Genomic DNA, 26,062 nt, shown 5'->3' with positions numbered 1-26,062 from the left:
AGTTCAGCTACGAAGGAAAATTACTTTATATATCAAGTATCTGTTCGCTGACGATGCGATCACGCACGCCACCGCTTTCCAGCCCGACTTCGGTCTGGACATCGGCTACGAACCAGTCACTGCCGGTATTGCCGAAGTAAGTATCGACACTGAAGTCGTAGAACAAAGATGAGTTCGGAATCAAGCGGACGTTGTTGTCGGGGCCAACTCCGGTTACCGTTAGACGTTCGATCTTAGTTGCATAGTCATCGGATGAGCGCCACGTTGCCAAGATCGCATCACGCGCGGCCACCGTGGTGGCGTCAGTACTGAATACCAGCAGCGGACTGTAATCGCCCAGCAGCAGATCATCGCCAGCTCCGCCGTAGAGCCCATCGACACCGTAGCCACCCACCAACACATCTTGACCATCTTCGCCATAAAGCTGATCGTTTCCGGAATCGGCCTGCAGCAGGTCGTCGCCCAGACCGCCTCGCAGAACGTTATCACCACCGCCCCCGTACAACGCATCGTTTCCAGCGCCACCAAACAAATCCGACCGATACTGATTCGATCCAAGCAGTTCGTCGTCGCCATCACCGCCGTAGATCACAGCCGAGCCCAAAAAATTGCGGGCATCGATGCGATTGTTTCCGGCGCCACCACGCAAGGTCACCTGGTTAATGTTCAATAACGCATACGACTGCTGTTGGCTGCCGTCATCCACGTCCATGCGCTGGCCATAACCGATGAGTACTTGCGAAGTGAACGAGAAGTCGGCATCGGCCCGCAGATCAAGTGAGTTGAGCATGCCGATGCCCCCATTGATCTTTAATACATCGCTACTGCCTTGGAACAGCAATCGAAAACTGTCGGTACCAAAACCACCGTCCAGATTCTCCACTCCCGTGAAGTTGATTGGAACTTTGCCCACTGGCCGGGCCGAACCTGAGGTGGCCGCGGACAAGACCCAGGAGATGGGGGTAATGTAGTTAGCCATGGAGATCTTATCATCGCCCGTTCCAGCCCGGAACAACATACCCGTGGTTGGCCCATCGAAATCATCGTAGTCCGACACCAACAGATCATCGCCGGCCATACTATTGATCACTAGTGGTTTACCAGTAGCTGTGATCGTACTGATCGGAATGGAAATCTCTCGCGTTCCATGCCCAGTGATCGTCGGCAGATTGACAACTTGAAAGCTACTGTGTGTATCGTACGAATTCTCGCGAACTACAATCGAATCACCTACTCGCCTCAATTCGAATCGATCATCGCGTCCCCAGAGATCGGCTATTTCGATATTGCCCTGCGAGTTTACAAAGACACGCGTTGAATTCTCTGGCACCGAAGGATTCTGCAATCGCAGCACGACGAAGTCGCTCTCCGGACCGTTAGTCGATGGACCGCGTGCAGACCCGGTGACAATTATTTGACCATCACTTTGTTGAACCACGTTCGTGGCTCGCCACTGCTCACCAGGTAAACCGATCTGCAGAGTGCCATCACCAGAAAAACTGGAATCGATCGTGCCGTCTGCATGACTGCGTCGCACCACCATCGTCTGGTAGGTGTAGCCCACAATTAGCAGTTTGCCATCAGGTTGCTGAAAGATAGCCTCCGCCCAAGAATCCATGGGAATTCGGGAAAAGGCGCTTAGGCCATTTGGCTGGGTTTCGACATAGACCTGCGGAGTCAGTGCGCCCGACACAATGCCAAAGTTGTTGTATTGTCCAACCGCGATGTTGCTAATCTCGACGCCCTGATGATATCGAGAAGTATCACCGACAACGATGAAAGTACCATCGTCCAGCAGCACAATATCATCGACGGTACGAATGTACATGTTCGAGTCTGTCAAGCGACCATTGACACCAAAGGTTGGGTCCAAGGCACCGTTAGCCTTGAATCTCGCGACCATTAACATGGAACCGTAATTGGTGATCGCAAGTGAGTTGGGACGCATGATACCACCGGCCAAGATGCGACCGTCGGGCTGCAAAACCAGCGAATGAATCGTGGTGCCGAAAGATTGCATCGAAACCATGCCGTCACTACTGAAGCTGGCGTCCAGCGTGCCATCAGGAGTGTAACGAACCAGCGTAGCATAGTCATCGTAAGCACCACCGACGACAATTTTGCCATCAGGTTGAAGCAGGACCGCGTTGGCCTCGGACCAACCACCCAAGTCCGTTAGTTGCCAACCGTCGTCCGAAAAACTCGTGTCCAGCGAGCCATCCACATTCAAACGCACCACAACCATGCGGGAGGTACTCAAGCTATTGTTGATTTCTCGCCCCCGGCCAACGAGCACTAGCTTGCCGTCGTTCTGCTGCACCACTGCAGTGGCCGATGCATCCACGAATTGCCCGCCAAAATCGATCAACTGCAGGCCATCACTGGAGAAGCTGGTATCTAATTGTCCATCGCTTAAATAGCGAGCCGCGGCAAAGCCTAACTGACTTGCTCCGACCACCACGATGCGACCATCCGACTGAACCAGCGAATCGGTGGCTGTATCATGGCTGCTGCCCATGGGCGCGATGGCGACTCCATCGGCTGAAAAACTACTGTCTATACCGCCATCGGCCAAGAGCCTTAGAATGCCAAAGGTGTTTAAGAAGGTTCCACCCACCACAATCGCGCCGTCAGCTTGTTGAGCGGCCGAGTTAACTAGTCCGTTGGTCCTCATGATCCCATCGCCGTCAAACGTAACGTCCAGCGCACCGCTGGATGTCAAACGCATCACACTTTGATAGTTGGTTACCACCAACCGCTGATCGCTCAAGACAAAAACCGTGCCGGTTAGAACTTCGTTGTTAACGGAAAACGTTACGCGTCCCTCAACTCCAAAGGTTGAATCCAGCGTTCCATCGCTATTGAAGCGGGCCACGCCTGTGAACTGGCGAAAGTTGCCATAGACTGAGCCGGTGATAACGATTCGACCATCCGCTTGCACGGCTACTCCCCGACCAACATCGCGAGAATAGGCGCTCGACGTGAAGTTCGCATGCGCGATTCCATCACCGTCGAAGGTCGCATCGACCGAACCGTTTGTATTAATGCGCAACACAAACATGTCGTAGTTAATGTTGTTGAACGCCAGGTTAACCCAACTACTGCCAACCACCAGGATGCGCCCATTGGCTTGTCGAGCCAGACCATAGGCTGTGTCACTGCGCGTAAACTGTCGCGACTGTTTACCATCGGTATCAAACGACGTATCGAGTTGACCGGTTGTCAACAAGCGAGCGATAGCCACACTACCTTCCGCGCCGCCCGCGACCACCACGCGGCCGCTTGGTTCCACCAGCAGAGAAGTCGCCCATTCATTGACACCGCCAAAGTCAATGGAAGCGATGCCGTCCCCATCCCATGAAGTATCCAACTGGCCGTTAGCCAGGTATCGCGCTACCAGCATATCGGTGCTGTTGTATTGCGCTGTACCACCCGCGATCAGCAACTTACCATCGGTCTGGACCGCGACAGCCCGCACATAAAACGGTGTGGCTACGCGCCCATCGATACCAAACGAAGTATCGATCGAGCCATCGGTATTAAAGCGAGCCATGCCGCCTTCACCTGCGGCCACGATGCGGCCATCACTCTGGATGGCCGTACCTTGCGCCGCCGTACCGTAGGTGGCGGATTCACTAAACTCGGTGCGCACGATGCCCGTGCCACCAAAAGTTGGATCTAGTTGGCCAGCCGAAAATACCGCCCGCTCTTCCAGTCGTTCGATCCTGGACAGCCGAGTCAGCAACGCACGACTCAGTGAACGACGCATTGAACGACGCATTGAACGACGAATAGCCAGCAGCATGGTGGGGTTCCGACTTGAGGGAAAGCTGAGTTGTGGGTCCTCTATCATAACCGAAACCGCTGTGGCATAGGCTTCCAGCCTGTGTTTGTGGCATAGGCATCCTACTCATACTCCTACTCCTACTCGTGCTCGTGCTCGTGCTCGTACTCGGGTCGATTTCGAGTAGGAGTACGAGTAGGAGTACGACTGCGTAAGGCCGACTTGATTGGCTAGTCCACAGGCTGGAAGCCTATGCCACATACACCGGCTGGAAGCCTATGCCACAGTTGGGTCGTTAATTTGTTCGTCCACTCGACGGTCGCGGAGGCCACCGGACGCGCGATTCTGCTCGGTGGCTGTGCCGATAAAGAACCAGTCCTGTCCTAACTCGCCATAAAACGTATCGATATCACTATCGTGACTGACGCCGTTACTGTCGTTGCGTACGACTAGTCGATACACGCGCGAACGGCCGACGCCAATCGTGCTCAGGAACTGAACGCGCTCGGTATAGCTGACATCCGCGCTCCAGAGGTCGCGAAGATCGGAACGCAATGAAGCGCTGTGTGGAAAATTCAGTAGCTGACAATTGGCGCCGATCAGCAGTCGATCACGACCACTGTCGCCGAATAAGCGATCGACTCCATACATGCCGACCAGGATATCATCACCGGCGCCCCCGTACACAACATGCTTTGAAACTTCGGTTTCATTAGCCCTGTCAACTGCAGCCCGAATATCAACCGCTTCGTTTTAAGCACTGGCTATGCTGCGCATTGCCAGTGCCACCCCAACCCCCAAAACACAATGCAGTTGCTCCACTAACAAGCTGTACGATCTCCGCGCGGGAGAGGTGACATCCTGCCACGTTAATTGGTCGGTTCAGAGTTGACATGTGTAGCCGGAGGAAGGTGACGGCCGGAGAGCCATTGCGTCACTGCGTAAACCAAGATGACGATAAAGCTAACCACCAAGAAGATGGTGGCTGCGATGTTCAGTCCACCTTGGATCATCATGTACCAGCTATTGTCCTTGATTCCCTTGGACAGAATCATCCAGAACTTGCCCGTCACCAGACTGTTTGCCGCAGTCATCGTGGTGGCTGTCACAAATGCCAATGGTATAAGAGTCACCCAAATGTAACGCGCGCGATCAATGTGAATGAGATAAGTTGTCACCACGATCAGGGCAATCGCCGCTAACAATTGATTGGCAATACCAAACATGGGCCAGATCGTATCGATCGAACCCGTCCAGATCAGTCCGCCCCAGCCCAGCGTCACCAGGCCAGTCGACAGGATCACACCCGGCGTCCAGTCGACGCGCTCAAACGGTTTATAAAACTTGCTCAAGATTTCCTGCAGCAAGAATCTCGCGATCCGCGTGCCGGTATCGATGGTCGTCAAGATGAAGAGGGCCTCGAACATAATGGCGAAGTGATACCAATACTTGATCAGCGCTTCGATGGAAACGCCCGGCGCGATGCGGGCAGTGGCTTGGGTCATGATTTGCGCCATGCCCACCGCCAGAGTCACAGCTCCGCCTGTTCGACCGCGCAAACTTTCGCCGCCAACTTGCTCTTCGATAACGCTCAAGTGATCCACATCGGCGCCTAATTGCACCAGGCGATCGGCATACTGCGCGATGTTCTCGATCTTGATATTGATGGCCCAGTAGTCGGCTTGGGGCAGGGCAGCGGCAGCCAGCAGCGCCACTACGCCGACTAGTCCTTCCAACAACATACTGCCATAGCCGATCATTCGAACATCGGTTTCCTTGTCGACCATTTTAGGAGTCGTGCCCGATGATACGAGCGCATGAAACCCGGAGATCGCACCACACATGATGCAAATAAACACAAACGGAAAGATGGCTCCGTCAAAGTATGGCCCACCGCCACTGGCGAACACAGGATTGATCGGCGGGGCGCTCATCACGGGGTTGGCGATCATGATGCCGCCCACTAACAAGACAATCGTGCCGATCTTCAAGAAGCTCGACAGATAGTCGCGTGGGCAGAGCAACAACCACACGGGCAACACCGAAGCCACAAAACCGTAGACACATATCGCAATGATCGTGCCCGAACGCGAAAGCGAGAAATAGGGTTCGAGCCACGAGCCTGGAATCCAGTTGCCGACGACCGTCGCGGCCAACACCGCGGCCGCTCCAATCAAGGAAGCTTCGCCGATGCGCCCCGGTCGCAGCTTGTACATGTACCAGCCCACAAACAGTGCGATCGGTATGGTGCAGAAAATTGTGAAGCTGCCCCAACTACTACCAGGAACGTTTTCGTAAGTCCCCGCTGGCACTTCGAACTGGGTGAGATTGTTCTCAACCTTGGCATCTTTGGGGAAATACAGTTCGTAACCTTCGCTGCGTGTAGCCGAGACACCATTGGGATAAACAGTGGTCGAAGCCGAGGGCACATTCAAATAAGGACCACGTTCGCCTTCCACGACCTGCATGACTTCAGTGGTAGAAATCTTGGTACCTTTGGCCAGGTTGATCTGTTCGCCGCCGAGGGCTTTGACAACTACCATGCCTAGCCCCGACAGGGCGATGATCACGATGAACAGAATGGCTATGGCGGCCAGGTTGCCAGGCACACCACCCAGCAGTCTGCGGGCGAGTTCCGCCAGCGACTTGCCATCGTTGCGCACCGAAGCGGCCAAGACCATCATGTCTTGCACGGCACCTGCCAAACATACACCGATCACCAACCACAACAGACCAGGCATGTAACCAAATTGAATCGCTAGCACCGGGCCAATCAGTGGACCGGCGCCGGAGATGGCTGCAAAGTGATGGCCGAACAGCACACCGCGATTGGTCGCATGATAGTTTTGGCCATCGTGATGCACGTGAGCCGGCGTGGGATTCGCATCGCTGAGGCCCATCACTCTGAAGGCGAGAAAGCGACTGTAGTAGCGATACGAAATAGCCATGGCCGCCAATACGGCGACGATTAGGGGAAGCGCGTGGAGGGATTGCATGCGGGGGGTTAGCCTCGACCGGTGGGACTGCTGAACTGCTCCCTGAATCGTTCGGGAACACTGCTGAGAAAGATCATATCGTCTTCGCTACCCGGGCGCGGGCGAAGTCCTTCAGCTTTACTAAGTGCTTCGTCAACTTTCGATTCATCACCGCGTTCTCTGGCGACGACCGCCAGTTCGAGCCAGGCCAGCGACTTCACCAGATCATCCATATCTTCGTTGTCGATGATCTTCTTGCGCAGAATCTCTTCGGCTTCAGACTTCTCCTTGTCGCTCTGTTGACGCAGCTGTCGAGCAAGTTGCAACCAGGCTTTGCCGGCATACAACCGATTGGTCTTGTTGACTTGAGGCGGAAAGAAATAGGGAATGGCTTCCCACAAGTAGCGATTACGTGGCTTGGCATTGAATAAGGCGTTCAAGTATTGAGCTTCAACGTTCTCTTGTCGGGGAACGCCAAAGTGCATGTTCTGGCTATTGCCAAACATGGTCGGTCTGGGTCGCATTTGAGCCACCAGACTGCCGGCAGCCAAAGCCATCGCCAGGACGATCAACATGGATGCCACCCGCACCCACTTGCGGTTCCGGCGATTGCGCAAACGATTCAGTTGATCTTGCAAGTGAATCGTCGCTGGTAACGGGGCCGCACTATTGAGCGGCGTAGCTGCACCGGGCAGCGGAATGGTTTGTTCGGGCCAATGTTCCGCCAGTCCATCGCCACGATCAGCTTTGAGCGCAGTGATTACGTCGTCAGGACTACCAAAGCGATCTTGCGGTTTCTTGGCCAACAGTCGATCGATCAGTTTCACCAGAGCCTTGGGCGCATCGTCGCGGAGTTCGCTCAACTTGGGCGGTTGAGCTTGAACATGCTGCATCGCCAAGGCTAATGGCGTTTCACCAGAGAATGGCGGTTTGCCCGCCAGCATATGAAACAGCGTGACGCCCAGCGAATACAAATCGCTACGCACATCAACTTCGCCATCCTGCAACTGCTCGGGACTCATGTACATGGGCGTACCCAGCGTCGTACCTGCTCGCGTCAGCTTCGGATCGTCGTATAACAATCGAGCCAAGCCAAAGTCGGTGACTTTCACATCGCCTTCGCTAGTCAGCAGAATATTTTCTGGCTTGATGTCGCGATGCACGATACCGGCGGAAGACGATTTCTTCAGTGCAGCCAGCGTCTGCAATAAAATGCTGAGCGCTTCGCGAATGCTGAGTTTGCCCTTCTGCTCCAAGTACTGCCTGAGGTTTGTACCGGCGATGTACTCTTGGGCAATGTAGCGCAGCGATTCGCACTCTGGGTTGCTGGAATCGGTCTGCTCTTGTTGGCCCACATCGTAGACTTGCACGATATTGGGATGCACCAGCGAAGCGGCCGCGCGGGCCTCTTGCAAAAAGCGTTGCAGGTTGGCTTCATCGGCCGCCAGCGAAGGCCGCAGCACTTTGACCGCCGCCGGGCGATGCAACTCGTCATGCATGCCGAAGTAAACATCGGCCATCCCACCACTGCCGATCTTGTGCATGATCGTGTACGGACCCAAACGAAAACCTTCCGGTAGTTCGTTCAACCGTGTATCGCTAGGATGGGAAGCACTCATATTTTTAGACTCTAGCGTAAAATCGTTTAACCCGCCGCCGCAGGCCAGGCAGTTGGACTCTAGCGTAAATCGTTTAACCCGTGGCCGCAGGCCAGGCAGCTGGACTCTAGCGTAAATCGTTTAACCCGTGGCCGCAGGCCAGGCAGCACCCAGTGTAGCGACGTTAATTCACGGCTCGTGCTCTGGCACTCAGCCTCAGGTATCAAGTACCAACTACACAGGCTGGAAGCCTATGCCACAGTATCTTGCCAGTAGGGCTGAGCGGTTTTGGCCAGGTCGATCATTTCTTCTACCGACAACTGTTCGGCTCGTATATCGGGACGAATCTCCAGCTTGGCTAGTATGGCGTCCACAGATTCTTTATCCAAATTTCCCTTCATGCCACCTACCAGCGCGCTGCGCAGAAACTTGCGTCGGTGCAAAAAAGTTTTGCGCACAAAATTATGGAAAAACTCTACATCGCCGATGCGATCGCGAAAGACCTTTTGGGTGCGAATGTCAACGATGGCCGAATCGACTTTGGGTCGCGGCCAAAAGACGCTGGGTGGCATAATGCGCACGATTTCGGCTTTGGCCTGCGCTTGAATCCAGATGCTCAGCGCACCGTAATCTTTGGTACGCGGCTGAGCCACGATCCGCTCAGCCATTTCTTTTTGAATCGTCACGACGATCCGCGTGGGCCAAGGTTCAACGCTCAGCAGATTCGAGATGATCGGTGTGGCCACGTTATAAGGCAAGTTAGCTACTAACTTCAGTTTACCGCCGGGCACCGCCGCGAGTTTCTCTCGCAGAGTTTCCAACACCACTGGATCAAACTGGCTCTTGCTCTTGAGGGCATCACGTTCCAGCAGCGTTACATTGCTAAAAGGCGCCAACTCTTGTTGTGCCAGCGGAACGATATGCGAATCAATCTCAACGGTCACCACGTGGGCAGCGGTAGCAGCCAGCAGTTTTGTTAATGAGCCCATACCGGTGCCCACTTCCAACACGACATCTTTGGGAGTCAGCTGCGCACTACGAGCAATCAACTCGACCAGGTTCAGATCGATCAGAAAGTTTTGACCAAAGCGCGTTTTGGGCTCGATGCCGACGCTCTCTAATCGCTGCGCCAAGTAGGTAAGTGTTTGTCGCTGCGACATATTAAGAGCGAGCCCCCGAGAGAAGTTGGTTGGCGCGTTGCGTCATTTCACTGGTGGAGTCGAAGGTTAGCTGCCGCTGAACATACTTGGCCAACATGTCGGTCTCCAGATTCACGGGATCGCCGACCTGCAACTTGCCCAGCGTGGTCACCTGCAGCGTGTGCGGAATAAGCGCCACTGAAAACTGGCTGTCGGTAACGTCCACCAGCGTCAGGCTCACACCATCGACGCAGATCGAACCTTTGGAAACCATCTGCCGCATCAAGTTTGGCGGAGCGCTGAAATAGATCGTCGACCACTCCGCATCGTCGCGACGCCGCGCGACTTGGCCCAGCCCGTCGATATGCCCGGACACTAAGTGCCCGCCGATGCGATCGCTCAACTTCATGGCGCGTTCCAAGTTGACCAGGCTGCCAGTCTTGAGATTGCCCAGTGAGGTGCGGGAGAGCGTTTCCTCGCCAGCTTGGAAAACCAGTTGTTGAGAATCGAGCTCGATGATCGTCAAACAGCAGCCACCAACGGCGATGCTATCGCCCAGTTGGCAATCGTCGAACATCGCGGGACGGGCCAGAATCAGCCTCTTCCCAGCTTCTTCGGGCAAGATATTGAGCACTGTGCTTTGAGTTTCGACCAGACCGGTAAACATGTAGGATGAAATTCGTGGAGAGCTGAGCGGAAGGCCACTAGTCGCTTTTGAGCACTTGGCACAAAATAACGGCCCGATACAACCATTCTACAGCCCGCGGCGCAAGCCAGGGATCCGTATTTTCAACCCCAATCAACTTTTGAGCCCAGTCATTCCGCCAGCGGGCATCCAGGGAAACACGCACATGAGCATCATTCAATCGGTAATTGGCCGCCAAATCCTTGATAGCCGCGGAAATCCAACGGTGGAAGTGGAAATCGAGTTGATGGACGGTTCGGTTGGTCGCGCAGCTGTACCCAGCGGCGCGAGCACCGGGGCTCACGAAGCTTGGGAACTGCGCGATGGCGATAAGAACTATTTCATGGGTAAAGGCGTGACCAAAGCGGTCGAAAACGTCAACAACGAAATCTGCGACGCCCTGATCGGCTTGGATGCAGTCGATCAACGCATGATCGATCGCGTGATGTGCGATCTGGATGGCACCCCGAACAAGAAACGTATGGGCGCTAACGCCATTCTCGGCGCATCATTGGCCACCGCTCGCGCAGCCGCGCAGTTTACCCAACTGCCCCTGTATCGTTACCTGGGCGGCGCGGGAGCGCACATTCTGCCTGCCCCGATGATGAACATCGTTAATGGTGGCCAGCATGCGGATAACTCGGTCGACGTTCAAGAGTTCATGGTCATGCCGCTGGGCTTTGATCACTTCAGCGACGCTCTCCGTGCGGGCACCGAGATCTTCCATCATCTCAAGAAAGTGCTCAGCACCCGCAAGCTGAACACGGCCGTAGGCGACGAAGGCGGCTTCGCACCCGATCTGGGCAGCAATCAAGAAGCCCTCGACTTGATCATGGAAGCGATCGACAAGGCTGGCTACAAGGCTGGCGAACAAATTTGGATCGCGCTGGATGTGGCTGCCACCGAGTTCTACGACTCGGCCAGCAAGAACTACACGATCGATGGCAAGAAACTATCCGGAGCCGAAATGGTCGACTTCTTGGCCGCCTGGGTCGCCAAGTATCCGATCTGTTCGATCGAAGACGGTTGCTCGGAAGACGACTGGGATAGCTGGAAACTGTTGACTCAGAAGGTCGGCAACAAAGTTCAATTGGTCGGTGACGACCTGTTCGTGACCAACGTCGAGCGTCTGCAACGCGGCATCGATCAAGGCATCGCCAACAGTATTCTGATCAAGGTGAACCAAATCGGTACCCTGACCGAAACGATCGAAGCGATTCAACTGGCCATGCGCAATGGCTATACCTCGATCTCCAGCCATCGCAGCGGAGAAACCGAAGATTCCACCATCGCCGACTTGGCAGTGGGTCTCTCAACCGGCCAAATCAAAACCGGTTCGGCCTCGCGCTCCGATCGCATGGCCAAGTACAACCAACTGCTGCGCATCGAAGAACAACTCGGCGACGATGCAGTCTACGCCGGCAAAATGTTCAAGGTCCGATAAGCCGCAGGCATTAGCCTCGGTTCCCACTCTATCGGTCGTGAACGTTCAATAACCGCGGCTAACGCCGTCGGCTTAGTAGCTCTAGCGCGGTGGCGACGTGGGTTTTGATACCGGTCGCCAGCGCTTCTTCGGCATCGGGATAGAACGATGGCGAATGCAATGATGGCGGCACTTGGCCCAGCTCTTTGTAGCGATCCAATCGCTGCTTCGATACGGCGCCTAAGCGCACCATGACGATCGGTACGCCTGCCAGGCCGAACTGACTGAAATCTTCGCCGCCCATGACTGGTTCCATATCCAGCACATTCTCTTCGCCAAGCGTTTGACTAAAGACCTTGGTCAAGCGTTCGGTCAGTTGTTTGTCGTTCTCTAGAGCCGGTGTGCCTTCGGATACCGTCATGATTGGTTCGGGGGCGTTGTAGGCCGAAGCGATGGCCAAGGCGCGGCGTTTGATGGACTTTAAAATCTTTTCGCGCACCTCGGCGGTATAACTGCGGACGGTAATCTGCAAGTGACAGTTATCGCCAATGATGTTGTGTTTGGTGCCACCATGAATGGCCCCGACGGTCACGACGGCCGGTTCGATCGGTTTCATTTCGCGCGAGACAATGGTTTGCAACGACAGCACTAGCTCGGCTGCTTGAACAATGGGATCGACGGTTGTATCCGGTGCTGCGCCGTGGCCGCCACGACCGCGAACTTCGATATCGACCGAATCGACATTGGCCAAGGAGTAGCCGGCGCGCAGGGCGATCTTGCCGGTGGGAGTACTGCTTTCCACATGCAAGGCGACCGCATAGTCGGGCTTGCCGAAGCGTTCGAACAGTTTGTCGTTGAGCATCGCTTTGGCACCACTGCCGCGTTCCTCGGCGGGCTGGCCAATCAGCATCAGAGTGCCGTGCCATTGATCTTTGTGTGCGGCCAGGTATCGCCCCGCACCGATGACGCACGACATGTGCATATCATGGCCACAGGCATGCATTACTCCTGAGCTAGTGCCGGCATCGGTCAGGACCGTTTGCTTGGATGCGAAGGGCAATTCGGTCTGCTCGGTTACAGGTAGAGCATCCAAGTCGGTGCGCAGCATCAACATCGGACCGTCACCATTTTTGAGGATGGCTACCACGCCATATCCGCCAACTTTTTCAGTGACGGCAAAGCCCGCATCGCGGAACTGCTGGGCCACAAAGGTAGCGGTCTGTTCTTCTTGAAAGGAAACCTCTGGATGCGTGTGCAACCAACGATAGTCTTCCAGGAGCTTGGTAAGGTTCCCGTCGAGCCATTTACTGAGGGCGGCCTCGGCCACAGGCTCGGCCGCCACTAGAGAATTAGAAACCGACCACATGGCCAAGAGCAACATTATGCAAGCAATCCAGCGCATCGGAGCAGCACCTTTGGTGATTTAGGTAATTTGCACTTCCCACTAAACCGTGGGCGTTAGCCTCGGTTGCCCCTTAGCCATAGGCGTTAGCGGCGTTAGCCTCGGTTGCTTCATCCAACGGGCGTGACCGCCCAATAACCGCGGCTCATGCCGTCGGCTTAGTCAACCAACTGGGAACATCATTATTGTAGCCAGCGGGATCACCCGCTACACTTCGCCCGCCCGAGAGTTGATTTTCAACGCACTGACGGCCGAGAATCCCAACCCGACGCGTAAGCCAGGGGCGCACGCGGCTCCGCTCCCGGAATTTCAGAATGCCACCACATCGCCACTGGCCGATAACACGACGAAGCTGCTTCGCCTGGGCGGGGGCCGCGTTTTTGGTCTCGACACACTGCCAAGCGACCGAATCGTCGCTGAAATGGCCCTACGAAGTCCAGGCCGGCATCTTTCGCATACATGCCGACTTTGAAATTTCCCGTCAGAGCCCATTCATAGACCAGCTCCAACATTTGGTTGTCGATGTGGGCGAGATGCTTAGCATGCCTGCACCGACCGAGACCATGCACATGGTGTTGTTCGACCGAGGCGAAGAGTATCGTCGCTACATGGATCATTACTTTCCCAAGCTGCCACCACGTCGCGCACTGTTCATTCAACAACGTGGCACTGGCATGCTCTTTGCGCATCGCCATGCCGACATGGATACGGATTTGCGACACGAATCGGTCCATGCCATGCTCAATCAGCGCGATCGCGTTCTGCCTTTGTGGCTAGATGAGGGACTGGCCGAGTATTTCGAAGTCCCCGCGCATGATCGCTGGAGCGGTCATCCTCACCTGCGCTTGTTGAAGTCTTCATCGACCGAGCAGGTGCCGGATCTGGAACAACTGGAACGCCTGCGCGATGTGGCTGAAATGAAAAGCGAACACTACCGCGACGCCTGGGCCTGGGTGCACTTTCTGCTTCACCGGCGCCAATCAACGCGTAGTCTGCTCGTCAATCAATTGGCCGCTTGTCGCACCGCCAGTGTCATTGCACCACTGTCGCGCGACTTGGCTCATCAGTTGCCTGACTATCGCAGCGAGTTCATTTCGCATTTCAATGCGATCTGAGCACTGGTTACCAGGCTCTGCCTGGTAACCCACTGCACCGCAGGCTCCGCCTGCGCATCTACTGCGGGGAGCCTACTCCTACTCCTACTCCTACTCCTACTCCTACTCCTACTCCTACTCCTACTCCTACTCCTACTCCTACTCCTACACGACTACCGATTTCGAACTTTGTCCCCGACGGTTACAATTCGAGGTTGAAGCAAAGCCCGATGGCTGCTGGCCGCGATGGTTGCGGCGTAAATCAGGGTGCGTTTTTGCATTGATTGCTGTTCGTTATGACACAGGCCGCTGCTGCTCCCATTTCGCCCATGATGCGTCAATACATGGAGGCCAAAGCCGCTTGCGGTGATGCGTTGCTCTTGTTTCGCATGGGCGATTTCTACGAACTGTTCCACGAAGATGCCAAGATCGTGGCCCGCGTATTGGGTCTGACTCTGACCAGTCGCGACAAAGGCGAAAACCCGATCCCCATGGCCGGCTTTCCGTACCATCAACTGGAAGGTTACCTGGCCAAACTGATTCGCAGTGGCTATCGCGTGGCCGTGTGCGAACAAGTCGAAGACCCGCGCGAAGCCAAAGGCATCGTCAAACGCGAAGTTACGCGGATTGTTACCGCTGGCACGTTAACCGATGATGCCTTGCTGGACCCACGCGTCACTAACCTGCTGGTATGCGTGTACACGCCTCGGCCCGGACGGGGCACTGAGAATCAAGACAAAAAGGTTGGCATCGCTTGGGCCGAACTGTCGACCGGCAAGTTTCAAGCCGGCGTATTCTCTGCCTCCAGCGTCCGCGATGAACTGGCGCGATTGGAGCCCTCGGAAGTTTTGGTGCGCGATGATGATGGCTCGATCTCGACCGATGCCCTCGATACGTGGGCGCTGACCCTGCGGCCCGTGTGGCAATTTGGATTGGAAGAAGCTGAACGACAACTCTGTCATCACTTCGGCGTGCATAATTTGGCAGGCATGGGTTGGGAGAATGCTGACGACCATCCGGCTCTCTGCGCCGCCGGCGCGATCCTGGCTTACTTGACCGAAACACAACGCACATCTATCCAACATGTGCAGCAGCTGCTGCCGTATCGCGTGGGCACTTGCTTGGAGATCGATGCTGCTACGCGCCGCAGCCTCGAGCTGACCCACACCATGCGCACTGGTCAACGCGATGGATCGCTCCTGGGTGTGCTCGATCAAACGGTTACCCCGATGGGCGCGCGGATGTTATCCAGTTGGCTGGCTGCGCCGCTGGTCGATGTGCCTATCATCGAGATGCGTCAGAGCGCAGTCGAAGAACTGATGCGCGACGAGCGGCTACGCACTGCACTACGTGATGCGCTCAGCGAGATCTACGACCTGGAACGCTTGCTGTCGCGCATCTGTACACAGCGGGCAAGTCCCCGCGACTTAAAACAAGTACAACAAACGCTCGCGCAGATTCCACACATCAAGAATACTTTATCGAGTCGCCGTAGCGAGTTGCTGGTACAGCTCGAGCGCGCCTTGCCACTCTGCGAGCAATTGCAACGACGTTTGCAGGCAGCCTTGGCCGATGATTGTCCTGCCTTGGCTCGCGATGGCGGCTTCATTCGCACGGGTTACGATGTGCGCTTGGATGAACTACGCGAGTTGGCCAGCGGCGGCAAACAATGGTTGGCGCGTTATCAAGGCGAACAAATCCAACGCACCGGTATCACCAGTCTCAAAATTGGTTTCACCTCCGTGTTTGGCTATTACCTGGAAGTGACCAACGTCCACAAAGACAAGATTCCGCTCGACTACGTGCGCAAGCAAACCTTGAAAAATGCCGAACGTTACATTACTGACGAACTGAAGCAATACGAATCCAAAATCCTGTCCGCCGAAGAAGAATCCAAGTCGCTCGAGCTGACGCTGTTCGGTGAATTGCGCGAAGTAGTTGTCGAACACTTATCAGACCTGCAACAGGCTGCGTGGCTGTTGGCCGAGCTGGACGTCTTGTGTGGACTGGCAGCGCTAGCCCGCAAGCAAGGCTATGTTCGTCCCCGGATGACTGAACGCTCCGAACTAGATATTCAAGGTGGTCGGCATCCGATTCTGGATGTCTGTTTGCCCACCGGAACCTTTGTGGCCAACGATGCCTGCGTCAGTTCCGAAGCCGGCTTGATCATGCTGATCACCGGTCCCAACATGGCTGGCAAGAGCACTTACATTCGGCAAGTAGCGCTGCTGACAATTATGGCTCAAATCGGTAGCTTTGTGCCCGCCCAAAGCGCCACGATCGGCATCGCTGATCGCGTCTTTGCACGCGTCGGCGCTAGCGATGAACTGGCGCGCGGCCAAAGTACCTTTATGGTGGAGATGGTCGAGACGGCCAGGATCTTGAACACCGCCACTGCCCACAGCGTCATCATCCTGGATGAAATCGGTCGCGGCACTAGCACCTACGATGGACTGAGCCTGGCGTGGGCCATTGTGGAACACTTGCACGATCACATCGGGGCGCGGACATTTTTTGCCACGCACTACCATGAGCTAACGCAGTTGGAAAAGTCTCTGCCGCGAGTCCGCAATTTAAATGTGGCGGTCAAGGAATGGGACGATAACATCGTCTTTCTGCATCGCATTGTTCCCGGTGGGGCTGACAAGAGCTATGGAATCCACGTCGCTCGGCTGGCCGGCGTGCCCCAAGCGATCAATGAACGCGCCAAGGACATTTTGGCTCAGCTGGAAACCGACCACATCAACAAATACGGCGACTCGAAGATCACCCCACCCCGCCGGGCCGCCAAGACCCCCATCCAGTTAACCTTGTTTGACTTTGGCGAACATCCGGTGGTCGACAAACTGCGAGATTTGGAGCTCGCGAACCTCGACCCGGCTGCAGCTCTCGAAATCCTCAAGCAACTGAAGACTGAGACCGAAAAGAAGTAAAGCCGACTTCGCGGAAGTCGGGCTACGAAATCCTCAGGGCGGCTTGACCATTCCCAAGTCCCCTGATAGAAATTGACGCACGCAATCAATGACCGGCCCCTTCGTCTAGCGGCCTAGGACATCGCCCTTTCACGGCGGCAACATGGGTTCGATTCCCATAGGGGTCATTCGATTGATAATTGAGTCCCCGGCGAGCCAATGAGCTTTGTCGGGGATTTTTTTTGCTTTGCAGGCATTCGACCGGCGGTAATGTGGAATGAAGTTCCAGCCGCCCAGTTGTGGAACACTCGTTGAGTTTAAGCTTAGCTCATTTGGTGTGCCAGCTATCCGTAATGTCAGCAGTAAACCCCATGAGCGTATTTCGTGATAGAGCCAGCGCCGTATTGAAGCTGGACGAATACCAATTTCCCCATCGCTGTCTGGTGACCGGGGAAGAAGTTCCCGGCCCGACGCCGATTAAGGTTGCCGCTTGGGACTGGTCTGCCCTTTCCGGCGCGCCGAACAAGGATGCGAAGGCGACATCCGTGTCCTTCGGGCCACTAGCATTTCGAATCTTTACTCTGCAACTTCCGATCTCGCCGCTGCATCAAAAGAAGATGCATTACCACGGCATGATCCTCGCAACTGTTGGCTGGGTGCTGGCCAGTGTGGCCTGGATTATGTGGATGGGAGCGGGGCTCATCTTTCCATGGAATAGCTGGGTGTTCATTGGATGCATTATTCTTGGCTTGATGCTATTGGTCTGGGGTGTGCGCACCCAACTTCGCGTGCAAGCGCCACTGCGAATCGTTGGCTATCGGCCCGACTTCGTATGGTTGGCTGGTGTTCAAGCTGATCTATTGAGCACATTGCCGGAGTGGCATGAATCGGTCCAGCACAAAAGCGTTTCGAACGCGGACTTCCTTCGCAGCTTGCTAGTCAGTGTCGCAAGCTTCATTGTCGGTGTGGTGCTGGCGTACTTCTTTCTACCACTCAGTCTGGAATCGCTATCGAGTTTGAACTGGCGGGACACGGCCGGGTCAATCATTAGTTCTACCGTTGTCAGCCAGACGGTCAGAGAAGGCGGTGGTGGTCGCGTCGGAATGCCGGGGATTAAACGCACGTACTTTGAAATCAAATGCCAATATGAATACACAATTGATGGACGAAAGTACTTCGGAGAGCGTCAGAGGTTTGGCAGTAACGAGCGGTATTTGGGAAAGCAATCGGCTGAGGCCACGATGAAACATCAATTCGCCGTAGGCGCCCCGCTGGTTGTCTATTACGACTCCAGACATCCCGAGCGATCGAGTTTAACACGCGCTACGCTAATCCAATCCGCCAAGACCGCGGGCCCAATGCTACTGGCCTTTAGCATTGCCATCGTCGCCGGAGTGATGACGTACAAAACTTGGCGTAGGCGTACTGGAAGCGCTAACGCCCTGTGATCTGCGCAGATTCGCGTTGAGGCAGAGTTACTGACAGAATGTATCCTCAAGCGTGGACGACTTTTCTCACCTATCGCAGAGCTGCCCACAAGTTGCTGAACATCCATCGCTGTCTTACGATCTGCTGCGAATGGCTCTATGCTTGTTCATGGATATGCATGCCGGAAAAGGGTATGCTAACTAGTCCACTGAGCTATTCCATGTACGTCAGAACTAAGCCCGCCACTGCAAGCCAGGCTGGAGACGACATCGACCAGTCTGGCCGAACGGAAGCCGACGAAAACTTTCCGAAGATGGGAGTTCTTCAATGACAGCATCTATCGATTTCGAGCAACTGGTTTGTTTGTTCCAGGAAGCGCATGAAGAGACTCAGCGGCAAGCTCTGCGTACCGTTGATCTTTCACTTGTTGTGCGGAACTGGCTGTTCGGCTGTTATCTCGTCGAATTCGAGCAAAATGGGGCCGATCGCGCGCAATACGGTTCGGGACTTGTGAATGCGCTGGCGGCGAGGCTGAAACCTCTAGGAATCCAAGGTGCTTCAGCAACCCGTCTGCGGCTTTATCGCACCTTCTATCGGGAATTTCAGCTTTTGGACGATGCATCGAAGCCGATCACCCTTGAATCGCCAATTCAACCGACAGTGTCGGTTGAATTGGCCGACACAATTTCCCAGCCAATGCAACCGACGGTGTCGGCTAAATCTAAAAGCGAACAAAACTCAAAAGTGTCGCTGGCTCACATCCTGCCCTCATTGAGTGCGAGGTTTACCCTGGGCTGGTCTCACTATGTCGAGCTGTTGACCATTGCCGATCGGGATGAACGGGGTTTTTACGAGGTCGAAACGGCTGCCAATCAGTGGAGCGTCCGCGAGCTACAGCGACAAATCAGTAGCAGTCTCTATCAGCGGCTGGCCCTCAGCCGAGACAAAGATGAGATTCGCCGCCTGGCCAATGAGGGGCAGGTCGTCGAAAAGGCTGCTGACCTGATCAAGAACCCGCTGATTCTGGAGTTCTTAGGTTTGGACCAGAGGCCCGAATACTCCGAAGACGAATTGGAATCCGCTATTATCGACCATCTCCAGTCCTTCTTGCTGGAACTGGGGAAGGGCTTTCTCTTCGAAGCTCGACAGAAGCGTTTTACGTTTGACAACGAACACTACTTCGTGGACTTGGTGTTCTACAATCGCCTGCTCCGCTGTTATGTCCTGATCGATCTCAAACGCGACAAGCTCACGCATCAAGACCTCGGCCAGATGCAAATGTATGTCAACTACTTCGACCGTCATGTCAAGCTACCCGACGAACTACCGACGATTGGCATCGTGTTATGCAGTCGCAAGAATGATGCCATCGTCGAGCTTACGCTGCCAGAAGAAGCCAACATTTTCGCTACGCGGTATCAGCTATATCTGCCATCTAAGGCGGAGTTAAAGGCGGAGCTTGAGGCGATTATTGGTAGTTTGAATGATGTTCGGCACATGCATTACAAAAAACAACACTTATGAGTCGAACGCAGGCTGCATGGCACTGAGCTTGGCGACTTCTTTGGGCGTGAGTTTGCGCAGCAAGCGATTGGCAACCAGCCAATCAAAGCGACGCCTCGAGCGATCGATATGCACGGCCAATATAGCGTCTAGCTGGATAGGTCCAACCGAGCGTGGAGCGATGCGCTGCTGGTGGTTGGCTAGGATTTTGCGCAGCGGGATTTGGATCGATTCATATTGTGCATCGACGAAGGGTAGTTGGAACATGTCGCTCAACACCAGATGTTGCGGGTCGGTGAGAGCAGTCAGCACTTCGGGGTCCTCGACTGGGTAGGTGTTCAATTCAAGGACCACATAGGTTTCCCATCCACTAGCACCCACCATCTTGGCCCATTCCAACAGCGCGAGAACCGTCCCGCTTTCATGGTACAGCAGGCAGTTGTACTGCTGACGAGCCCCAATCAGTTGTGGTTGGCGATATTGCAAGACTCGAAAGTTGAGGTCATGCAATTGTTCCATGAGGGGAGCCCACTTCGATGCCGGCTCGGCCGGCAACGATCGCTCTGAGATCAGCTTGGTATGTAAAGTATCGGCCATGCCATAAGTGGCGGGAAAATGCCAACCGAAGGTTCCCCGCCAGCTCCAACAGCCGGCCAAGACTTTGGCGAACAGACCTGGCATCTGCCGACTAAGAACGCGCACCAAAGTTTTGTAAGGGACCCCCGTAATTTCGTGACAGTAGTAGTCGACCACTGGATCACCTCGGATTATCGATAGTCGTCAGTGTGTGGCATAGGCTAAACATCGCCCAAAAGTCCGCGATTGTTCCTACTCGTACTCGTACTCGTACTCGAATTGATGTGTCGGTGCAGCCAGCGAGTACGAGTACGAGTACGAGTACGAGTACGAGTACGAGTACGAGTAGGAGTACGAGTAGGAGTAGGAGTAGGAGTAGGAGTAGGAGTAATTCTTCGTAAGGCGCTGTCAATACGGAAGATACTGGCGCAAAAGCTGGCTGGTACACAGGCTGGAAGCCTATGCCACTCTAGGGGAGACCGAGTTCGTCTTTCGGTGGAAACAACGGTTCGATCCGGCTAAGCGCGGGGAACCCGGCGGTAGCGAGTAATTTATCCAGTGCCTGGCGCCGAGCACTGGGGTCCAGTGGCCCGGCCGTGGGCGGAGCCGTGCTGTCTTCGCCCGAGACGCCAGCCATCTTGTTTTTGAACGAACGTTTGATTTTGCTTTCAATGACTTTAAAGGCAATGATCGCTAGCAGGACGACGACCGCGACGGTGATCAAGACGGCTGTCCAGTTACCAGATACAGCACCGAAGATGAGCAATGGGCTACAAACGACAACTAGCAAACAGCCAGTACCTTTGATAGCGTTCTGCTTGAGCGAACCACCTATGGCTTTGACGAAAGTGGACATGTTGAAGCGTTCGGTGGAGAGAATAGCCGGCAATAACTTAGCCAAAGCTTTTTCAACGCTCAGCGGTTGGCCGGAGGGGCCGGTGGCAGCGCAGTGTTGACCGTAGCCGCGGGGTGCCCATTGAACATCCCAGCCAGCCCAACCACTTTCGAGCACGGGTAAGGCCAGTTGAGTCGTGGGTCCGCCCCAGAGTCCAATTGTGCGTTCCGCTTCTTCGATCCACATACCTTCGATCACCACTTCTTCGCGCGGAACTTCGCATGGCGCTAAAGCTGTTAGTCGAGTGAGTGATTCAGGGTTACCCTGCAGTAAGTCCTGGGAGAGACGGTGTAACTGTCGATGACGAATAGCACCGCTGGCATCGGTAATTGTCACCCAGGCTCGTGGCTGGGCTTCGTCGTACTCATGCGGCTCGTGCGAGGCTGTGGCATCATCATCTGCATCATCTGCATCATCTGCATCATCTGCATCATCATCTGTCGCGGTATCTGCTTGGAGGGGACCGGTAAGTTTGGGAACATCGTGATGGCCATCTTCATCGTCCTGGTATTCGTCTTCGTCGATCTCGTCACCGGCAGCTTGCAGCACTGTGGCTGGACGAGCTTCCAAATGATCTTGTTCGTAGTTCTCATCTTCCAGCTCGGATGGTTCTCGGGTGATACCAAGTGCCTCATTGAGTTGTCTGCAGTGGGACGCCCATTCGACGACATAGCCCGGCCACGCAGCTGTCAGTAGTCGATTGTAAGTAGCGGCGATCTTGGGAATTGCCAGATGCTCGTTATCGTGCATCCAAATGAGCTTGCGTTTATCGAAGTCGATGACTGCCGCCGAACCGCCATCGCTATACCACTCGTCCATCTCGCTGAGCCCGGTAACCCAAGTCTCAAGCGCTTCAGGTCCCCAAACTAGTTCGCGTATGAAATAGACACTGGCCCAACGATCGCCGAAGTATCGGGGCTGGCCATCGCGAATGATGGCAAAGGATGCTGGCTCGCTCATTGTTAATTCCAAGATGAATAGCAGGCGTGGCAAGACTCAGATGCCCATAAGCTAGCAGATTTTAATCTAAAAGGTGTCAAGCGGCTGCGATGTGGCCTAGGCTTTCAGCCTGTGATGTGGCATAGGCTTTCAGCCTGTGATGTGGCATAGGCTTCCAGCCTGTGATGTGGCATAGGCTTCCAGCCTGTGGAAGCGTATGCCACACCACACTGCCCGGATGACCTGCGGGCAACACAGGCTAGAAGCCTATGCCACAAGTCTACAGCTGGTACATTATTTAGCTGACCAGCGGAGAATTGCACCCAGCTAGAGATTTTATTCACTGTACGTGGGCCAAGATGAATTTGACCAAGACGGTATTGACGATAGATGACGATCGAGCCACTCGGTTGCTGGTTTCCCGCGGTCTGGCCGATATGGGCTTGCGCGTAGTCGAGGCAGGAGACGGTGCCCAGGGTCTGCAGGCCCTGGAGCAGGACCAACCGGATGTAGTGCTGGTGGATGTTATGATGCCCCAGATGAATGGCCTGGAACTGTTTCGCAAGATTCGGGCCAGCGACCGCAAGGTGCCGATCATTTTTGTCACCAGCGATGCATCAAGTGAAACGACAATTGCGGCGATGAAGCTGGGGGCCTTCGACTACATCGTCAAACCGATATCCGTTGATAATCTCAAGCGTTTGGTGGCAAGTGCCTGCCATGCACGCCAATTGATGGATGCGCCGGTGGCCCTGACCGTCGGCAACCAGTTCGACGATCGCGAACAGTTCATCGGCACCAGTCCGCAGATGTTGGATGTCTTCAAGGCGATTGGGCGGGTGGCGGGACAGAATGTACCGGTCTTGATTCGTGGCGAGAGCGGCTGCGGGAAAGAGCTTGTCGCCAAGGCGATATATCAGCATAGCGATCGCAGTGACCAGCCCTATTCGGCCATCAACTGTGCAGCCTTGCCGGAACAGCTTCTGGAGAGCACGCTCTTCGGTCACGAGAAAGGGGCTTTCACTGGTGCCGATCAAAAACGCATTGGCCTGTTCGAAGCCTGTGACGGAGGCACGATCTTTCTGGATGAAGTTGGCGACATGTCGCCCTTGATCCAGGGCAAAGTTCTACGACTACTGCAAGATCAGAGCTTTCAGCGGCTGGGCAGCAACAACACCTTGCGCACCAACGTGCGCATCGTGGCTGCGACCAATCAGCCCCTGGAAAAGATGATCGCCGAGGGTGACTTTCGTGAAGATTTGTACTACCGCTTGAATGGAGTGACGATCAATCTGCCGCCCCTGCGCGAGCGGCGCACCGACTTGCCAAAATTGATCGAGTACTTCCTGGTGCGCGCCAAACGCGACATGCGGAAAGACAATATTGATGGCGTCTCTAGCGAAGCCTTGCAGTCGATGTGCGATTACGATTGGCCCGGCAATGTGCGCGAGTTGCAATCGATCATTCGCCAGGCCGTACTCAACACAACCGGTACCGTCATCACCAGCGCAAGCTTGCCTCCAGTGGTAACTGAAAATAGCGAGACGGGGCTAAGCCGTGAGCCCGCCGAGACGACGCCTGTCGTTCCCTTGGAACAGTTGGCCGTAGATGTTAGCCACCCGACGGCCTCGCGGCAGCTTGCACCGTCGGAGGCCGATGCGCTGGAACAATTAATCGAATCGCGACTCTCCAGTACCAACGACCTGTATCAAGAAGTGCTGGAATACGTCGAACGCAAACTGTTCGTGCGTGTCCTTCAACACACCCAAGGCAATCAATCGCTGGCAGCGGAGATCCTCGGCATCACCCGAGGTAAAGTCCGCGATCGAATCGCGCAGTACAAATTGCGCGATAACGCGTTGACCGAGCCGTAAACAACTTCGTGATCCAGTGGTTCGTAGAGGCTGCGGTAAAGTTGGGTTATCACATCAAAGCTGCGGCTAGCGCCGCAGCACTCCAAAGAACCGAGGCTAACGCCTACGGCTTAGTTGTGAGAACTAGCGTTTAGGATCGACGTCGAAATCGAAACTGTTGGCTTTGCCTGCCTCGACATCCACTGACAGTGGACTAGTGGGAGGATCGTAGTACTTGGAGTGAATGCGGCTTTTCTGTCCTTTCGACATATCCACCCATTCACCTCCTTCGTTTATGTAATCATCCCGTGAGGGCCAAGTATCACGTAGGGCAACCTTATGTTTGCCGGGAACCGCGCCGGGTCGAGTTCGGTCGTCGATCTCCAGGGTAAACTTGCCTTCAGCATTGGTCTTGCCAATCGACCTGGGACCATTGGACGGCCAGAATTCGACTTGCACCAACTCGAGCGGCTTGCCATCAACACTTACAGTTCCCGAAACTTCGACAAGCTTTAATTGCTCACCGCAGCCACACAGGCACAGGACGCCGATCACCAGCCAGCTTCTCAATTCGATTGCCATACCGTCTTCTCCTTGGAACTTACTCTGGCATGTTGACAATTTCGGAGCCGGCACGCGATCCTAGTCCGTTAAACGAAAGTGGGTCGATTGTCTCGGACAAGAAACGTACAGAGGCATCTGTTAAAGCGAACTGGGCGCCACCTGTGTGCAAGCTACCAAAGGCATTGATGCGATCGTCATAGCGCAGCGGGTCGGTAAACTCCGCACACGAACGGATGCGAAAGTTGATGGGCACACCTGTACCCAGAAACGCATTGCCTTCAGCCCCAAACCAGACCCAACCCCAATTGCCGATCATCGTCGTCGTGGTGCCAGTCTCTGGACCACAGCGGTCAAAAATTGGATCCGAGAACGAGCGTTCTCCCATCAGGATTGTGTTACTAGTACCATCTAAGCAATCGCGGAAACCAAACTGGATATTGCGAGAGAACATGCCGTTGGCGCGGCCTTGAGCAGCAGTGCCTCGGCCTCCCGGTGGTCGTGGATAATCACTGCCCGGGCCAAACGGGTTCCACAGGCTTGGACGCGACGCATTGAAACCAGGATAGCCACGCTGCCCTGCGCAGGCGTAATAGTCGGCTCGCGCATACACTCCATTACCCGTGGGGCTGTGACTTTGGTTGTATAGACTGCCTGGGTTGGAGGGACATCGCAACACGTTCGAAAGCAACTGACCTATGGCTGCTGTGCCGTTAGTCGGGAAAGTCGTCGTACCATCGCCTCCGAAAAGCGGATTGGAAATTGTGTTGTTATTGTAGATCAGTTGGTCCCAAGCATTATAGAAAGCGGATTGTTCTATGTAGGGAGTTAATTGCAACATCAGAGCATAACGCCGCGATTGACCAGGCAGGCCCCATTCGGGATGCCCCCACCCATTTCCATCGGCCCGCAACATACCATAGGGCAGCTTGCGAAAGGTATCATGAAAATTGTGGTTAGCCAGGGCAAGTTGCTTGAGATTGTTACTGCACTGCATCCGGCGGGCGGCTTCGCGAGCCGCTTGCACTGCAGGCAACAACAGGCCTACTAGAATCCCAATAATTGCAATGACCACTAACAGTTCGACCAATGTAAAACCTGCCTGTCGACGTCGCATAAAGTATCCCCGATTGCGAATGAGAAGAAGCCTACCAAGCAGAGGAATGAACGTTGCCTAAGAATAGATGCATGCGTTCACTTTTGACAATATGCAGAATCATTGATTATTCAATGAAAAATGTTTAATTGAATTAAACTATTGGTAAGCAGTGTCGACACGTCCAATTCGGGATTAG

The 26,062-nt window shown here is 54.8% G+C and carries 17 protein-coding genes and 1 tRNA gene; 7 read left to right on the top strand and 11 right to left on the bottom strand.

From position 1 onward, the window contains the following. Positions 1 to 25 precede the first annotated feature (25 nt). The 6 genes from SH573x_RS09540 to SH573x_RS09515 form a co-directional block, all read right to left on the bottom strand. Complete coding sequence (locus tag SH573x_RS09540; RefSeq protein WP_479354490.1) at positions 26 to 3,769, bottom strand: hypothetical protein; 3,744 nt, start codon at positions 3,767 to 3,769, stop codon at positions 26 to 28. A gap of 291 nt (positions 3,770 to 4,060) precedes the next feature. Further along, positions 4,061 to 4,471, bottom strand: a complete 411-nt coding sequence (locus SH573x_RS09535; protein WP_479354489.1) for a hypothetical protein — start codon at positions 4,469 to 4,471, stop codon at positions 4,061 to 4,063. 182 nt (positions 4,472 to 4,653) lie between these two features. Beyond that, positions 4,654 to 6,780 (bottom strand): carbon starvation CstA family protein, encoded by a 2,127-nt coding sequence (locus tag SH573x_RS09530; protein ID WP_479354487.1) that lies wholly within the window; start codon positions 6,778 to 6,780, stop codon positions 4,654 to 4,656. An 8-nt stretch (positions 6,781 to 6,788) separates the two neighbouring features. Then, on the bottom strand, positions 6,789 to 8,378 hold the full coding sequence (locus tag SH573x_RS09525) for a serine/threonine-protein kinase (protein WP_479354485.1): 1,590 nt from the start codon (positions 8,376 to 8,378) through the stop codon (positions 6,789 to 6,791). Between the two features lie 230 nt (positions 8,379 to 8,608). Beyond that, entirely contained in the window at positions 8,609 to 9,517 is a 909-nt protein-coding gene (rsmA, locus tag SH573x_RS09520) for a 16S rRNA (adenine(1518)-N(6)/adenine(1519)-N(6))-dimethyltransferase RsmA (RefSeq protein ID WP_479354483.1), read from the bottom strand. Between the two features lies 1 nt (position 9,518). Further along, positions 9,519 to 10,163 carry a riboflavin synthase gene (locus SH573x_RS09515; RefSeq protein WP_479354481.1) on the bottom strand — a complete coding sequence of 215 codons (645 nt, stop codon included), beginning with the start codon at positions 10,161 to 10,163 and terminating at the stop codon, positions 9,519 to 9,521. 184 nt (positions 10,164 to 10,347) lie between these two features. On the opposite strand from SH573x_RS09515, the gene eno reads away from it, so the two are divergent. Continuing rightward, positions 10,348 to 11,625, top strand: a complete 1,278-nt coding sequence (eno, locus tag SH573x_RS09510) for a phosphopyruvate hydratase (RefSeq protein WP_479354479.1) — start codon at positions 10,348 to 10,350, stop codon at positions 11,623 to 11,625. Positions 11,626 to 11,683: 58 nt separating this feature from the next. Here eno and SH573x_RS09505 read toward each other — a convergent pair whose 3' ends face one another. After that, the gene (locus tag SH573x_RS09505; RefSeq protein ID WP_479354477.1) at positions 11,684 to 12,985 is read right to left on the bottom strand and encodes a M20 metallopeptidase family protein; all 1,302 of its coding nucleotides are present in this window, start codon (positions 12,983 to 12,985) and stop codon (positions 11,684 to 11,686) included. A 335-nt stretch (positions 12,986 to 13,320) separates the two neighbouring features. Here SH573x_RS09505 and SH573x_RS09500 point away from each other — a divergent pair, with 335 nt between their 5' ends. The 5 genes from SH573x_RS09500 (at position 13,321) to SH573x_RS09480 (ending at position 19,964) form a co-directional block, all read left to right on the top strand. After that, positions 13,321 to 14,121, top strand: coding sequence for a DUF1570 domain-containing protein (locus SH573x_RS09500; RefSeq protein ID WP_479354475.1), 801 nt, complete (start codon positions 13,321 to 13,323; stop codon positions 14,119 to 14,121). 299 nt (positions 14,122 to 14,420) lie between these two features. Further along, positions 14,421 to 17,033 (top strand): DNA mismatch repair protein MutS, encoded by a 2,613-nt coding sequence (gene mutS / locus SH573x_RS09495; RefSeq protein WP_479356685.1) that lies wholly within the window; start codon positions 14,421 to 14,423, stop codon positions 17,031 to 17,033. Positions 17,034 to 17,127: 94 nt separating this feature from the next. Beyond that, positions 17,128 to 17,200 (top strand) — tRNA-Glu (locus SH573x_RS09490). A 183-nt stretch (positions 17,201 to 17,383) separates the two neighbouring features. Continuing rightward, positions 17,384 to 18,460: a DUF3592 domain-containing protein gene (locus SH573x_RS09485; RefSeq protein ID WP_479354474.1), complete on the top strand. Its 1,077-nt coding sequence runs from the start codon at positions 17,384 to 17,386 to the stop codon at positions 18,458 to 18,460. A 307-nt stretch (positions 18,461 to 18,767) separates the two neighbouring features. Next, on the top strand, positions 18,768 to 19,964 hold the full coding sequence (locus tag SH573x_RS09480) for a PDDEXK nuclease domain-containing protein (RefSeq protein WP_479354472.1): 1,197 nt from the start codon (positions 18,768 to 18,770) through the stop codon (positions 19,962 to 19,964). On the opposite strand, the gene SH573x_RS09475 is transcribed toward SH573x_RS09480, so the two are convergent. Both SH573x_RS09475 and SH573x_RS09470 read right to left on the bottom strand, forming a co-directional pair. Next, complete coding sequence (locus tag SH573x_RS09475; RefSeq protein ID WP_479354470.1) at positions 19,959 to 20,645, bottom strand: hypothetical protein; 687 nt, start codon at positions 20,643 to 20,645, stop codon at positions 19,959 to 19,961. The genes SH573x_RS09480 and SH573x_RS09475 overlap by 6 nt on opposite strands. 343 nt (positions 20,646 to 20,988) lie before the next feature. Then, entirely contained in the window at positions 20,989 to 22,374 is a 1,386-nt protein-coding gene (locus SH573x_RS09470) for a hypothetical protein (protein ID WP_479354469.1), read from the bottom strand. 338 nt (positions 22,375 to 22,712) lie between these two features. Between SH573x_RS09470 and SH573x_RS09465 the strand changes: the two genes are divergently transcribed. Continuing rightward, positions 22,713 to 24,227 (top strand): sigma 54-interacting transcriptional regulator, encoded by a 1,515-nt coding sequence (locus SH573x_RS09465; protein WP_479354467.1) that lies wholly within the window; start codon positions 22,713 to 22,715, stop codon positions 24,225 to 24,227. 123 nt (positions 24,228 to 24,350) lie between these two features. On the opposite strand, the gene SH573x_RS09460 is transcribed toward SH573x_RS09465, so the two are convergent. Then, positions 24,351 to 24,788, bottom strand: a complete 438-nt coding sequence (locus SH573x_RS09460; RefSeq protein WP_479354465.1) for a hypothetical protein — start codon at positions 24,786 to 24,788, stop codon at positions 24,351 to 24,353. Between the two features lie 19 nt (positions 24,789 to 24,807). Continuing rightward, positions 24,808 to 25,884, bottom strand: a complete 1,077-nt coding sequence (locus SH573x_RS09455; protein ID WP_479354463.1) for a DUF1559 family PulG-like putative transporter — start codon at positions 25,882 to 25,884, stop codon at positions 24,808 to 24,810. Between the last annotated feature and the right edge of the window lie 178 nt (positions 25,885 to 26,062).

This window comes from Rania fehmarnensis, assembly GCF_056494185.1.
Note: the sequence above shows the minus strand (reverse complement) of the source record. Positions and strands in the feature narration are given on the sequence as shown.

What these genes read in the sequence shown, in the direction of transcription:
- SH573x_RS09540 (WP_479354490.1), bottom strand. Translation starts at nt 3,769, where the DNA reads ATGCGTCGTTCACTGAGTCGTGCGTTGCTGACTCGGCTGTCCAGGATC.
- SH573x_RS09530 (WP_479354487.1), bottom strand. Translation starts at nt 6,780, where the DNA reads ATGCAATCCCTCCACGCGCTTCCCCTAATCGTCGCCGTATTGGCGGCC.
- SH573x_RS09525 (WP_479354485.1), bottom strand. Translation starts at nt 8,378, where the DNA reads ATGAGTGCTTCCCATCCTAGCGATACACGGTTGAACGAACTACCGGAA.
- rsmA (WP_479354483.1), bottom strand. Translation starts at nt 9,517, where the DNA reads ATGTCGCAGCGACAAACACTTACCTACTTGGCGCAGCGATTAGAGAGC.
- SH573x_RS09515 (WP_479354481.1), bottom strand. Translation starts at nt 10,163, where the DNA reads ATGTTTACCGGTCTGGTCGAAACTCAAAGCACAGTGCTCAATATCTTG.
- eno (WP_479354479.1), top strand. Translation starts at nt 10,348, where the DNA reads ATGAGCATCATTCAATCGGTAATTGGCCGCCAAATCCTTGATAGCCGC.
- SH573x_RS09505 (WP_479354477.1), bottom strand. Translation starts at nt 12,985, where the DNA reads ATGTTGCTCTTGGCCATGTGGTCGGTTTCTAATTCTCTAGTGGCGGCC.
- SH573x_RS09500 (WP_479354475.1), top strand. Translation starts at nt 13,321, where the DNA reads ATGCCACCACATCGCCACTGGCCGATAACACGACGAAGCTGCTTCGCC.
- SH573x_RS09485 (WP_479354474.1), top strand. Translation starts at nt 17,384, where the DNA reads ATGAGCGTATTTCGTGATAGAGCCAGCGCCGTATTGAAGCTGGACGAA.
- SH573x_RS09480 (WP_479354472.1), top strand. Translation starts at nt 18,768, where the DNA reads ATGACAGCATCTATCGATTTCGAGCAACTGGTTTGTTTGTTCCAGGAA.
- SH573x_RS09470 (WP_479354469.1), bottom strand. Translation starts at nt 22,374, where the DNA reads ATGAGCGAGCCAGCATCCTTTGCCATCATTCGCGATGGCCAGCCCCGA.
- SH573x_RS09465 (WP_479354467.1), top strand. Translation starts at nt 22,713, where the DNA reads ATGAATTTGACCAAGACGGTATTGACGATAGATGACGATCGAGCCACT.
- SH573x_RS09460 (WP_479354465.1), bottom strand. Translation starts at nt 24,788, where the DNA reads ATGGCAATCGAATTGAGAAGCTGGCTGGTGATCGGCGTCCTGTGCCTG.
- SH573x_RS09455 (WP_479354463.1), bottom strand. Translation starts at nt 25,884, where the DNA reads ATGCGACGTCGACAGGCAGGTTTTACATTGGTCGAACTGTTAGTGGTC.